This window comes from Microbispora hainanensis, assembly GCF_006874475.1.
Classification (GTDB): domain Bacteria; phylum Actinomycetota; class Actinomycetes; order Streptosporangiales; family Streptosporangiaceae; genus Microbispora; species Microbispora hainanensis.
Genome location: NZ_VIRM01000048.1, coordinates 61,896 through 73,093 on the forward strand (window position 1 = coordinate 61,896; position 11,198 = coordinate 73,093).

12 protein-coding genes are annotated in these 11,198 nt (G+C 69.6%); 7 read left to right on the forward strand and 5 right to left on the reverse strand.

The features are described 5' to 3' along the window. Window positions 1–80: 80 nt before the first annotated feature. Window positions 81–1,328, reverse strand: coding sequence for a galactose-binding domain-containing protein (locus tag FLX08_RS30395; RefSeq protein ID WP_142623696.1), 1,248 nt, complete (start codon window positions 1,326–1,328; stop codon window positions 81–83). A 310-nt stretch (window positions 1,329–1,638) separates the two neighbouring features. Here FLX08_RS30395 and FLX08_RS30400 point away from each other — a divergent pair, with 310 nt between their 5' ends. Beyond that, a complete protein-coding gene (locus tag FLX08_RS30400; RefSeq protein ID WP_142623697.1) occupies window positions 1,639–2,985 on the forward strand; it encodes a CynX/NimT family MFS transporter in 1,347 nt (448 codons plus the stop codon). Between the two features lie 112 nt (window positions 2,986–3,097). After that, on the forward strand, window positions 3,098–3,859 hold the full coding sequence (locus tag FLX08_RS30405; RefSeq protein ID WP_208761755.1) for a class I SAM-dependent DNA methyltransferase: 762 nt from the start codon (window positions 3,098–3,100) through the stop codon (window positions 3,857–3,859). 207 nt (window positions 3,860–4,066) lie between these two features. Here the strand turns inward: FLX08_RS30405 and FLX08_RS30410 are convergent, their stop codons facing one another. Together FLX08_RS30410 and FLX08_RS30415 are read right to left on the reverse strand one after the other, a co-directional pair. After that, complete coding sequence (locus FLX08_RS30410) at window positions 4,067–4,627, reverse strand: hypothetical protein (RefSeq protein WP_142623699.1); 561 nt, start codon at window positions 4,625–4,627, stop codon at window positions 4,067–4,069. Window positions 4,628–4,749: 122 nt separating this feature from the next. Continuing rightward, a complete protein-coding gene (locus FLX08_RS30415; protein WP_244313011.1) occupies window positions 4,750–6,486 on the reverse strand; it encodes an MFS transporter in 1,737 nt (578 codons plus the stop codon). A gap of 135 nt (window positions 6,487–6,621) precedes the next feature. Between FLX08_RS30415 and FLX08_RS30420 the strand changes: the two genes are divergently transcribed. From FLX08_RS30420 to FLX08_RS30430, 3 genes are all read left to right on the forward strand, one after another. Next, window positions 6,622–7,326, forward strand: coding sequence for a TetR/AcrR family transcriptional regulator (locus FLX08_RS30420; protein WP_142623700.1), 705 nt, complete (start codon window positions 6,622–6,624; stop codon window positions 7,324–7,326). A gap of 127 nt (window positions 7,327–7,453) precedes the next feature. Further along, a complete protein-coding gene (locus tag FLX08_RS30425; RefSeq protein WP_142623701.1) occupies window positions 7,454–7,912 on the forward strand; it encodes a GNAT family N-acetyltransferase in 459 nt (152 codons plus the stop codon). 104 nt (window positions 7,913–8,016) lie between these two features. Continuing rightward, window positions 8,017–8,928 carry a DUF4232 domain-containing protein gene (locus tag FLX08_RS30430; protein ID WP_142623702.1) on the forward strand — a complete coding sequence of 304 codons (912 nt, stop codon included), beginning with the start codon at window positions 8,017–8,019 and terminating at the stop codon, window positions 8,926–8,928. Between the two features lie 126 nt (window positions 8,929–9,054). Here the strand turns inward: FLX08_RS30430 and FLX08_RS30435 are convergent, their stop codons facing one another. Together FLX08_RS30435 and FLX08_RS30440 are read right to left on the reverse strand one after the other, a co-directional pair. Next, window positions 9,055–9,456 (reverse strand): DNA-binding protein, encoded by a 402-nt coding sequence (locus tag FLX08_RS30435; protein ID WP_142623703.1) that lies wholly within the window; start codon window positions 9,454–9,456, stop codon window positions 9,055–9,057. Then, complete coding sequence (locus FLX08_RS30440; RefSeq protein ID WP_142623704.1) at window positions 9,453–9,698, reverse strand: type II toxin-antitoxin system CcdA family antitoxin; 246 nt, start codon at window positions 9,696–9,698, stop codon at window positions 9,453–9,455. The genes FLX08_RS30435 and FLX08_RS30440 overlap by 4 nt, the downstream gene beginning before the upstream one ends. A gap of 391 nt (window positions 9,699–10,089) precedes the next feature. Between FLX08_RS30440 and FLX08_RS30445 the strand changes: the two genes are divergently transcribed. Continuing rightward, window positions 10,090–10,551: a hypothetical protein gene (locus tag FLX08_RS30445; RefSeq protein WP_208761756.1), complete on the forward strand. Its 462-nt coding sequence runs from the start codon at window positions 10,090–10,092 to the stop codon at window positions 10,549–10,551. A 248-nt stretch (window positions 10,552–10,799) separates the two neighbouring features. Further along, on the forward strand, window positions 10,800–11,198 hold a 399-nt coding region (locus FLX08_RS30450; protein WP_208761757.1), incomplete at its 3' end, for a transposase family protein.

Genomic DNA, 11,198 nt, shown 5'->3' on the forward strand with positions numbered 1-11,198 from the left:
GAAATCGATCCCCGGCGCCACGGCGATGGCCCAGGCCTGACGCGGCCCAGGCCTGGTGCGGGCGGGGCCGCCGAGGGGCGTCAGTAGCCGTAGCGGTTCTTCAGGTGCCGCCAGACGTCGCGCAGCATCCACGCGTCGAACTCGGTGATCGACGTGGCCGAGCCCGCCTTCATGAGGAAGCAGCACTGCCCGGCCGGGGTCCAGTCGTAGAAGTCGTCCAGGCCGAAGCTGTGTCCGATCTCGTGGAGGAGGATGTGGATGTCGTCGCTGCCGAGGTTGTCCACCAGATACTCGCTGCCGACGCGCTGTCCCCAGGCGCCTCCCATGCCGCCGCTCATGCCCTCGGTGAGCCACAGGGACATGTCGTAGTGGTGGGAGGGACCGCCCGGGCAGTTCGGGTATGCGCCCGACTGGTCGAACAGGCGCCCGCACGGCTCGGCGCACTGCGGCGCGTTCTCGCTCAGATCGCCGACGTACACGTCCACCGAGTCGTCGTTCCACTGCAGCAGGGAGCGGTCGCGTACGGCCCAGCCGACCACCTTCACCGGCACGTCCGCGTACGGCCAGCCGTTGTGGCCCGCCATCACGTCCGTCCACTTCTTGAACGACCTGGCCAGCGCGGCCTCGATCTTGTCGCGCAGCTCCGCCGAGACCGGGGCGCCGGAGTCCCAGCGGACGCAGTAGTCGACGCTGCCGCCGTTGGCCATGATCTGGTCCCAGGCGTAGTTGCGATAGCCGTACAGGTCGGGGTTGACGGACTCGGCGTGCCGCCGGACCTCGTCGAGCGGGGCGACCAGGTCGGCGGGCGGGCTCCAGGTGCTCTGCTGTCCGGCGGTGTCGGCGAGGGCCTTGATCTCCAGCAGCCCGACCGACGCCTGGCCGCTGCGCAGGACGACGCGCAGCCTGGTGGTGGTGACGGCGGGGAACGTGACGGTGTTGTAGGTGTCGGCCGCGATCGGGTAGGCGGCGGGAATGTCGTCGTACGCCGCGCCGTTCCAGCTCTCGAGCTTCCAGGAGGCCGGCAGCCGGACGCCGCCTCCGTCGTCGAAGAAGTAGACCTGCACCGAGGAGATCGTCTGGGCGGACGGCCACGTCAGCTGGGCCCACTGTTCGCCGGCCTCCGGCCAGGTGCCCCAGCGGCGGTTTTGCGTCTCGTCGGAGCGGGCCGGGTCGATGCCGTCGTTGACGGCGGCCACGCTCTCCCAGGGCGAGGTGTAGGAGGCCGAGGCGGTGGCCGACGGTGCCACGTCCATGACGGCGGCGTCGGCATGCGCGGGCGCGAGCAGGAAGCCTGCGACCAGCGCGAAAACGGCGAGCAATCGCCTCATGCCTGTCTCCTTCGCGGCTGCGCGCTCACCGGCCGCTGTCGGGGGAAGTGCTGTGGAGCGGGAGTGATCTGAGTTTTTTCCGCCACAAAAGGGGTGTCAAGCCCCTATCCGGAATGATGTGACAGACGGGGTCGCGAGCCGGCAGGGCTCTCGCGAGGGGTGAACCGGTGGATTTTGGGATAAACCGCTTATTTTAGGATGACCTAGTTGTTTGAGGATGACGAGGTGGTTTTCGGGATGACAGCGCGTGGATGACAGGGCGGCCGGGTGTCCGCCGGCTCCGTACGGCGAGGCGGTCCGGAATGAGCCCGTGGTTGGCGATGAGCCGGCGGGTCGCGACGAGCCGGTGGTCCGGGACAGGGCGCGGCCGGAGGGCGACGCGGCACCGGGCAGCCCGGTGAAGCAGCGGCAGGGCCACGCCCGATCCGCCACGTGGACACGCCGCCTGGCCGTCACCGCACTGGTGCTGGCCGCGCTCAACCTCCGCCCTGTTGTCACCAGCCTCGGGCCCGTGCTCGAAGAGGCCCGCGCCGCCCTCGGGATGAGCGCCACCATCGCCGGGCTGCTCACGTCCGTGCCGGCGGTGTGCTTCGCGCTGGTCGGCTCGGCCGCGCCGCGCCTGGCCCGCCGGTTCGGACCGGACGGCGTCGTCTTCGCCGGGATGGCCGCGGTGGCGCTCGGGCTCGCCGTGCGGCCGTTCGTCGGCACCACCCCGGTCTTCCTCACGCTGAGCGGCCTCGCCCTGGCCGGGATCGCGGTCGCCAACGTGCTGCTGCCGGTCGTGGTCAAGCAACGCTTCCCTGACAAGGTCGGCATGATGACCGGCCTCTACTCCATGGCCCTGAACCTCGGCGCCTCGGCCGCCGCCGCGGTCACCGTCCCGCTCGCCGGCGCGTTCGGCGGCGACTGGCGTGCCGGTCTCGGCGCCTGGGCCGTCCTCGCCGCCGTCGCCGTGCCGCCGTGGGCCGCCCTCGCCCGGGACGGCGGGAGGCCGGCCGGGCGCCGGACCGGGCAGCGGGCCGGGCGAGAGGCCACGCCGCGGGCCGAGCGGGCGGGGCGCGGGGACGCCGCCGCGGAGGCCGGAACGCCCGTGCGGGTCGCGCGCAGTCCCGTGGCCTGGGCCCTCGCGCTCTTCTTCGGCCTGCAGTCCAGTTCGGCGTACGTGATCATCGGCTGGCTGCCCCAGATCTTCCGCGATGCCGGGCTGTCCGCCGAGACCGCCGGCCTGCTGTTCGCCGTCACCTCGGTGCTCGGGGTGCCGCTGTCCTTCGCGCTGGCCGCCGTCGCCGGTCGGTTGCGGAACCAGAGCGGCATCGCGGTCCTGCTCGGCGCGTTCGGGCTCGCCGGGTACGCCGGGGTGTGGGCGGCTCCCGCCGCCGCGCCCTGGCTGTGGGCGGTGCTCCTCGGCGTGGCCAACTGCGCCTTCCCGCTGGTGCTCACCATGATCGCCATGCGGGGCAGGGACGGCGCGACGGTGATCCGGCTGTCCGCCTTCGCGCAGAGCGTCGGCTATCTGGTGTCGGTGCCCGGGCCCATCCTCGTCGGAGCGCTCTATCAGCACACGGGCGGCTGGCACGGGCCGCTGGCCCTCGTGGCGGGCCTCATGGCGGTGCAGACCGTGGCCGGATACTTCGCGGGCCGCGACCGGCAGATCTGATCTCTCTCGACGCTCTCTCGATCATGGCCGGGGGTCGTAGAGGCCCTGCTGAGCCCTTCCGCGCTCTTGCGCGCGGAAAATCGTTGGACGGCGGCGTACGCCCATGGTGATCATGGGGAGTATGCGCCAGGAGGAGATCTGGAACACCCAGACCGCCCGGCACTACGACACGCCGGGCGCCGGGATGTTCGCGCCCGAGGTCCTCGGGCCGGCCGTCGATCGCCTCGCCGAGCTCGCGGCCGACGGGCGGGCGCTCGAATTCGCCATCGGAACCGGCCGCGTGGGCGTGCCGCTCGCCGAGCGTGGCGTACCCGTCACCGGCATCGAGCTGTCACGTGCGATGGTCGAGCAGCTCCGTACGAAGGTGGACGAAGCAACGATCCCGGTGGTCATCGGTGACATGGCGACCGCCACCGCCCCGGGCGAGTACACGCTCGTCTACCTCGTCTACAACACGATCTCCAACCTGCTGACCCAGGCCGAGCAGGTCGCGTGCTTCCGCAACGCCGCGCGCCACCTGACCCCCGGAGGCCGCTTCGTGATCGAGCTCTGGGTGCCGGAGCTGCGCAGGCTTCCACCAGGCCAGGAGGCCGTGGTGTGGCATCAGGAGCCCGGCTACATCGGCCTGGACACCTACGACCTTTTGCGGCAACACGTCGTGTCGCACCATTTCAGGTTCGACGAGAGCGGGCAGGCACGGCTGTTCCGCAGCCCCCACCGCTACATCTGGCCGGCCGAGCTCGACCTCATGGCCCGGCTGGCCGGGTTCGAGCGGGAAAGCAGGCACGCGGACTGGATCGGCACCGAGTTCACGGCGGAGTCGCGTTCGCACGTGTCCGTCTATCGCATATCGCCCGGTCGAACCTCGTCTTGATACCGCGGTCGCCGTCCTGAATCGCGCATTCGCTGAGAATTCGTTTTCCCGGCGACGGCCGAAATGCGGACGAGCGGCCGTGCCGCCCCCGGCAGGGGAGAGCCCCACGAGGCGGCTGCTTCGTGGGGCGAGGGTCCGGCAGGTTCGATGTGCGGTTATCCGGTCCTTGCTGCTGTTGCTGCCTCACTCTCCCCGCAGCTGATGCCGCTACCGCGGTCCGAATTCCTCGAATCGGCCGCGTTCGCGTCCGCGGTCTTCGAACCGGCCGCGGTCTTCCATGCGCCCGCGTTCTTCGAATCGGCCGCGTTCGCGTCCGCGGTCTTCGAACCGGCCGCGGTCTTCCATGCGCCCGCGCTCTTCGAATCGTCCGCGTTCGCGTCCGCGTTCCTCCAATCGGCCGCGTTCACGTCCGCGTTCCTCGAACCGGCCCCGGTCGCGCATGCGCTCTTCGAACCGGCCGCGCTCGCGTCCGCGTTCCTCGAACCGGCCGCGTTCACGGATGCGCGGTTCCATGCGTTCGCGCTCGCGCGTGCGCTGTTCGAACCGCCCGCGCTCGCGTCCGCGCTGCTCTATGCGTCCGCGACCGCGGTCGTCGTACGTCCGGTAGCGCTCACGGCCACGGCACCTGCCTCCGGGGCAGGGCTGTGTCGGGCTCTGCGTGATCTGTGCGGTGCTGCCGGCCGCGTAGACCGGCTGCGTCTGCATCGTCACCGGGACGATGAGGGCCGACGCTGTGATCGCGCCAGCAGCGAGTGCTTCCTTGAGCATGAGTATCACTCCGTCGACTCCGTGACGTCACCCGGGAAACCCGGCTGCACGGAGCGCGAATCGATCCATCGAACCTTGGATCCAGACCCTGATTCTCACGCTAGAGGTAACAAAAGGCCCCGTCACCCAGAAGTGCGCAAAACAACCGCTTTCCGCTGGAGAAAACAAACGGCACCGGAGATGTTGCCGGTACGTTTCCCTGTGGCGGAAATTGCTTTGCCCGACCGGCCGGATTCCTTCCATTTCATTGAGGCGCATTGGTTGTGATCGCCCATGATCGACCGGATTCCCGTCTTCGTCCCCTTACCGATTATTACGGTGAATCGCTGACCGAACCCGCGCGGGTTCTCGAGGTTGCCGTGACCACTCCCGAGGAAGCGGCATGGCCGGTCATTCCGGTTCGGGGACCACGTCACGCCCGCCGTGCCCGGAGGTGCCGCCGTACTCGTACGCGGCAGGACGGTGACGGCGATGAGGACGGCGCCGGCCAGGAGCGCGGCGCTGAGCGTCATGCCGAGCGCGTATCCCTCGGTGAGGCCCTCGGTCGTGGTGCTCGAACCGGTGCGCGCGTGGGCGGCCGTGCCGAGGGCGGCCAGTCCTAACGACGCGCCGATCTGGCGTGAGCTCGACAGGAGGCCGGAGGCCATGCCCGTCTCGCTCGGCGCCACGCCCACGGTGGCGGCGGAGACGACCGGTCCGAGGCAGAGCCCGAATCCGATGCTGGTGACCAGCGACGGGCCGAGGACGTCGGCGAGATAGGAACCGTCGGCGCTGATCAGGCCGAACCAGATGAACCCCGCCGCGGTCACCAGCCCGCCGATGATCAGCATCGTGCGGAGCGGGAGCCGGTAGCCGAGCTTGATGGCGGTCGTGGCGCCGGCGATCACGCCGATCGCGAAGGGCAGCAACCGGATCCCGGCCACGGTCGGGCCGGCCCCGAGCACCTGCTGAAGGTAGAGGGACGCGAAGTAGAAGGACGACGCCATGGCGGCGCCGAGCAGGAGGTTGTAGGAGTTGGCGCCGGCGACCGAGCGGTTGGCCAGCAGGCCGAGCCGGATCAGCGGGTCGCGGGTGGTGGTCCGCTCGAGGCGGACGAACGCGGCCAGCAGGGCGACGGCGGCCACCAGGGTCGTCAGGGTGACGGGCGAGGTCCACGCGTACTGGTCGGTGCGGACGACGCCGAACACGAGCAGGGTCATTCCCGCCGTCGCCAGGACCGCGCCCAGCACGTCCGGACGGCGATCGGGAGCCGTCGGCGGAGTGCCGGTGACACCCCGCCAGGCCAGGGCCAGCGCGACGGCGGCCATCGGGACGCTGACGAACATCACCCAGCGCCAGCCCGCGTGCTCGGTGAGCACCCCGCCGATCAGGACGCCGAGTGCGCCGCCGGCGGCGTTCACCGCACTCCATATGCCATAGGCCCGGACACGGGCCTTGCCGGAGGGGAAGGTGACGGTCAGCACCGCCAGCGCGGCCGGAGACAGAGCGGCGGCCCCGATGCCCTGCAGGGCGCGGCCGGCCACCAGATGGCCGGGCTCCTGCGCGAAGCCGCCGGCGAGGGAGGCCAGGCCGAAGACGGCGAGCCCGGCCAGCAGGACCCGCTTGTGGCCGTAGCGGTCGGCGATCTTCCCGCCCAGCAGGAGCAGGCCGCCGAAGGTGAGGGCGTAGGCGTGGATCACCCAGGTCAGGCCCACCGGGCTGAAGCCGAGGCCCGCGGCGATCCGCGGAAGCCCGAGGTTCACGACCGACAGGTCCACCGACACCATGAACTGCACGAGGGCCACCGCGGCGAGGGTGAGCCCCGGCCGGGCGGCCGTACGGACGAACGGTTGTCCGCTTGCTGATCGCGTGTCTGTCACCGTTCCTCAGTCCTCCGGCAGGTTCCGACGGAATAGTTTTCGTACACGTACTGAAAGTACCTCGGAACCGGTTCCGGTGTCGACGGCGGAAGCCCCGGTTGGCGTGAGGGAGCGGCCGGACGGAATGATGGGACGGTGTCCCGACGCAATGCCCCGCACGGCCGCACCGGCCGTCCACCGGTGACCTCGCGAGCGCAGATCCTGGACGCGGCCCGGCGGCTCATCGATCGGGACGGCTGGGAGAAGCTGAGCATCCGCCGGCTGGCCGCCGAGCTCGGCATCGGGACGATGACCCTCTATCACCACGTGCGGGACAAAGAAGACCTGCTGCTTCTGCTGATCACCGAATACGCGGACCAGGTCCCGCGCCCCGACCTGCCCGGCGACCCGCGCGAGCGCATCATCGCGACCGCCACCCTGATCCACGACGCCCTCGCGGCCTGGCCGTGGGCCGCGGAGGTCCTCACGGCCGACGGGTTCGTCGGCCGGCTCGGCGAATCGGTGTGGATGGTCGAGGCCATCGTGGCCGGAGCCATCGACCACGGATGCACACCCGACCAGGCCGTGCACCTCTTCCGCCACATCTGGTACTACACGGTCGGCGAGATCCTCGTCCGCGCCCACTCCGCCCGCCAGCCGGCGGACGCCGGCCGCGGCCCGCTCTTCAGCGGTCTCGACGAATCGCGGATGCCACGCCTGGTCGCCATCGGCGACCTATGGCGGACGCTGTCCGCGCAGGACACCTACGTCCAGGGGCTGCGGGCCCTCGTCGACGGGCTGCTCGCCCATGCCGGGCCGGAGACGTCGAGCCAGGCGGCGTCCGCGCGGCAGGGTGAATAGCCCCTTGCTCCCGACCGGACGCGGGGGAGCGGCGCGGGCGGCAACGGCCAGGGTGGCGCGCGCGTATCTCGCGCGACGACCTCCCGGCGGCGGCACCCTGGGAGCCCCGCTCGATAGCATCGCGGTCGTGTTGGACTGGAGGCTCCGGCCGGCGTCGGCGGCGGACGTGGAGGCGGTGGCCGAGCTGCGGGCCCTGGTGCTTCGAGCGGATCTCGAGCGGCTCGGCCGCTACGACGAGCAGCGCGTACGGCAGCGGCTGCGAGACGGATTCACACCGGCGCACACCTGGACGATCGAGGCGAACGGTGCGGTGGCCGGCTGCGTGGCGCTGCGCCCGGCCGACGGCGCCTATTGGCTGGAGCACTTCTACCTGGCCCCTGACCTGCAGGGCAGGGGGATCGGTTCCGCCGTGCTGGGCGGCCTGCTGGAACGGTGTGACCGGGAAGACGCCCTGATCCGGCTGAACGTGCTGCGGGGCAGTGCGGCCCGGCGGCTGTACGAGCGGCACGGGTTCACGGTCGAGACCGAGGATGACGTGGACGTGTTCATGGTGCGCGAGCCGGCCCCGGCTCTGCCCGGTCATTGATCCACCGTGGGGCGTCCGGTCGCCGCGCGCATTCCGGCATCGAATGGGTGCCGCGTGTCGGCAGCCTGTCGCTATAGCCTGGGGTTCCTATGCGCCGTGTTCGGATGCGTACCACCCCCCTCGGCCTTGCCGCCGTGCTCGCCGGAGTCCTGCTCCTCCCGGCCTGCGGATGGGAAAGGGCCGCTGCGTGGCGCGACGGCTTCGATCCGGAAGGCCGGCGCGGCGACCCCTCATGCGTGGCCCCGTCCACCCATACGCCGATCACCTCAGGGGATCTGGAGAGGGACGGCGTCGCGATATCGGGCCTGAGCGTACGGTCCCGCGACTGCCGGTTCTCCGCCAGGTTCCAGGTCACCAACCACGAGGCCGAACCCTTCACGTACACCATCACCTTCGATTTCGTGTCCCCTTCTGGAGAGGCGCTGTCGAACGCGGAGCAGACGGTGCCGGCGGTCGAGCCCGGTCAGACCGTGCAGCGCACGGTCACGATGGACGGGCTTCCTCCGCGGGAGTACACCGTGGGGGGCGTGCACATCGCCAAGGTCAGAAGCGTCCCGGCCGACGAGGCGACCGCTGCGGCAGGTCCCTGCCCACCTTCCGGCGTCCGCGTCACACTGGGCAACACCGAGGCCGCCTCGGGGCTCCGCGTCGTGGGTCTCCATCTGGAGAACTGCTCGACCCGTGCCTATCACCTCAACGGCTACCCGCGTCTCCAGCTTCTCGACGAGGACAGGAAGCCGGTCACCGGCGTCGAGGTCCTGCACGGCGGCGGCGGCATCTCCACCGTGACCGGCTTCGACGATCCGCCCCGGCCGGTGACTCTGAAGCCGGGCCAGAGAGCGTCCGCCGGCCTGATGTGGCGCAACACCGTCACCGACGGCGCTTCCGTGCACCTGCCGTACGTCAGGGTGAACGCCAAGGCCGGTGCTCCTCCCGTGATGGTGACGCCGGAGCTCGATCTCGGCACCACCGGGAAACTCGGCGTCAGCCCCTGGAAGAAGGGCAAGGCCCGATAGGCCCTGTCGAAGGATCTCGACGTCGACCTTGGTCTGTCCCGGCCCTCAGCATGTGATCAAGCTGCCGGATATCAGCGTATTTGGGCGAGTAACGACAAGCCTTAGTGGCTGGTGGCTGTTCCGCCTTCAGACGCCGATGAGCCGTACGCGGTTGCCGCACAAGCGGACCATGTCGTCCACGTCGGAGGTGAGCATGGCTACCGGGCCTGGCTGCCGCAATGCCATCTCGGCGATCGTCGCGTCGATCGCGTACTTGTGGCCGTGCAGGCCTGCTGCCTTGAGTAGTTCAGCGGACCTCTTGGCCGCGCTCTCGGTCACCGGCTCGACCTTCACGCGGGAGAGCACCCATTGCAGCCGGGGCATGTCCACTCGTGTGTGGCTGACTTCCACAATGGTGTTGGCGCCGATGACGAAATCGGACCCCATGGAATGGAATACCTGGAACATGGCGAGGATCTTGCGGTCCTGCGCGACCCAGGCGGAGAGCCCTTGGGAGTCGAGAACGACGGTTTCGACGTGCTCGATCATGCCGCGCTAGCCGAACCGCCGGATGCCGTCCCGAAGATGCCGGCGCGGGCTTCGGAGAGCTCCTCGTCGGTGAACTTCCCGTGCTCCTCCTGGTGACGCAGCAAGTCGGCACCCAGGAGTTGGTGCCGAAGCTGGCGTGCCACCGCCTCGGCGACATAACCCGAGATATTGTCGGTGATCTTCCTGAGCTCGGCGACCTGATCGTTCGGCAACGTCACCGTGATGCGCGTCGTATCCGCCATACATCAATCATACTGCGGTATGCATGTCCCGCACGCTCGTCTCGCCAGTTACGGAAACCCGGCGGCAAACGCCAGGTGGCAGTGTCCCCTTGGTTCGATGCGGGTGTCCACGACCGGAAGCGGCAGAGCGGGTCGGACAGGTAGTTGACCATCCTGGAGGCACTGACGGGATGAGGGCTCGGTCGTCGTTCCGCAAGGGGTCGAAGCGCGTCTTGCTCTGGGGAAACGGCGCGGCGATCCTTCCTCGTATCTTCCGCGACCATCGTCGCGAATTCTGTGTAGGGGAGTGGGAGGCTGGGTGGCATGAGCGATATCGACGTGGAGGGGATCGCCGAGCTGTTGAACGAGCGGAACCATCGACGAGAAGATCGCAGCGCTCATCCAGCGTCCTATGACCTCGGGCCACCTGGGCGAGTGGATCGCGGCGCAGGTCTTCGGAATCGAGCTGGAGACCTCGGCCGTAGCCGCCACGATCGACGGTCGGTTCACGTCTGGTCCATTGCGCGGCCGGACTGTCAATGTGAAGTGGTACCTCAAGCGTGAGGGCCTGCTGGACGTTACCGAGCGGACGGAGCTGGACTACTACCTCGTCTTCACGGGGCTCGCGTCGCCGGCGGCTTCGTCGCGGGGTGGCGTGCGCCCCTGGTGTATCGAGTCGGTGTACTTGTTCGACGCCAAGCAATTGCTGGCGGAGCTCCGCGCGCGCGGAGTCAAGATTGGGGTCGCCTCCAGTGTTCGCGCCGCGCAGTGGAAGGCGGCCGAGATCTCCCCCCGTGCGAGCAATCCGATCCTAGCTGTGGCCCCAAGACAAGCGGAGCTGCTTACAAGCGCGCTCTTGGTGCGGGCATCGTGACCGAAGGACCGGTGTGGGAAATGGTCAGCGACGTCAACGCCCGACTCCCTGTCGCCGACTGAGCCCGCATGAGTGATTTTGAGGTCCTGCCTCCCGGGAGCCAGGGCCCAAGCGTTCTCGGCTGGTGAGATGGGCGCAGCCCTGGGACGGACGGGTAGTTGAGGGCGCCCCGGTGCGGAGATGACAAACGCGACCCCTCATGATCGTCGGTGTCTAGCCAGTCGATCAAGAACAGGGGTCGCGTTCGCGTGCCATCATCCCCGATCGACGTGCTCTCCCGCCACCTGGAGCGCGTCACCATCTGCGATCCGCTGTCCGACCTGCCCACCCTGGCCGAGGTGCTGGATGCCATACCGGACCCTCGCAGCCGCCGCGGGCGCCGCTACCGACTCGGCCCGCTGCTCGCGTTAGCCCTGCTCGCCGTGCTCGGCGGAGCGACTTCCCTGGCGAAGATCACCCGGTTCATCGCCGGATACGATCCCGAGCTACGCGCCCGGATCGGTCTCCCGGGCCCCGTACGGCTGGCCGCCTCCACCCTGGGACGGCTGCTGGCCCGCCTGGACGGCGACGACTTCGACGCTGCGACCTGCGCCTACCTGTCCAGGCTGGCCGCCGCGCCACCAGCGGCCGGCACGAACGGCAGAGCG

Excerpts from the sequence above, each read along its gene's own strand:
- FLX08_RS30395 (WP_142623696.1), bottom strand. The coding sequence starts at position 1,328 with ATGAGGCGATTGCTCGCCGTTTTCGCGCTGGTCGCAGGCTTCCTGCTC.
- FLX08_RS30405 (WP_208761755.1), top strand. The coding sequence starts at position 3,098 with ATGGGGAGTATGCGCCAGGAGGAGATCTGGAACACCCAGACCGCCCGG.
- FLX08_RS30410 (WP_142623699.1), bottom strand. The coding sequence starts at position 4,627 with ATGCTCAAGGAAGCACTCGCTGCTGGCGCGATCACAGCGTCGGCCCTC.
- FLX08_RS30430 (WP_142623702.1), top strand. The coding sequence starts at position 8,017 with ATGCGTACCACCCCCCTCGGCCTTGCCGCCGTGCTCGCCGGAGTCCTG.
- FLX08_RS30435 (WP_142623703.1), bottom strand. The coding sequence starts at position 9,456 with ATGATCGAGCACGTCGAAACCGTCGTTCTCGACTCCCAAGGGCTCTCC.
- FLX08_RS30440 (WP_142623704.1), bottom strand. The coding sequence starts at position 9,698 with ATGGCGGATACGACGCGCATCACGGTGACGTTGCCGAACGATCAGGTC.
- FLX08_RS30445 (WP_208761756.1), top strand. The coding sequence starts at position 10,090 with ATGACCTCGGGCCACCTGGGCGAGTGGATCGCGGCGCAGGTCTTCGGA.